1 protein-coding gene is annotated in these 237 nt (G+C 46.4%); it reads left to right on the forward strand.

Annotation, left to right across the window (positions count from 1 at the left end):
• The coding region (locus SB772_RS45425) for an aldehyde dehydrogenase family protein (protein ID WP_410839207.1) at positions 1–237 on the forward strand (237 nt) is incomplete at both ends.

Genomic DNA, 237 nt, shown 5'->3' on the forward strand with positions numbered 1-237 from the left:
GAAGTGAAGAGCATTGATGTGATCGGTGGTGAGCACTTTGGTCCAATTCTACACGTACTGCGTTATCAAGCGCGTGATTTGAATAAGCTGATTGATGCCATCAACAACACAGGCTTTGGTTTGACGTTAGGTATCCATAGCCGTATCGAAAATACTGTTGAGCACATTGAGCGCCGCGCATTTGTTGGCAACACTTACATCAACCGTAACCAAATCGGCGCGGTCGTAAACGTACAG

The sequence above is a fragment of the Paraburkholderia sp. SIMBA_030 genome (genome assembly GCF_046535245.1).
Taxonomy (GTDB): domain Bacteria; phylum Pseudomonadota; class Gammaproteobacteria; order Burkholderiales; family Burkholderiaceae; genus Paraburkholderia.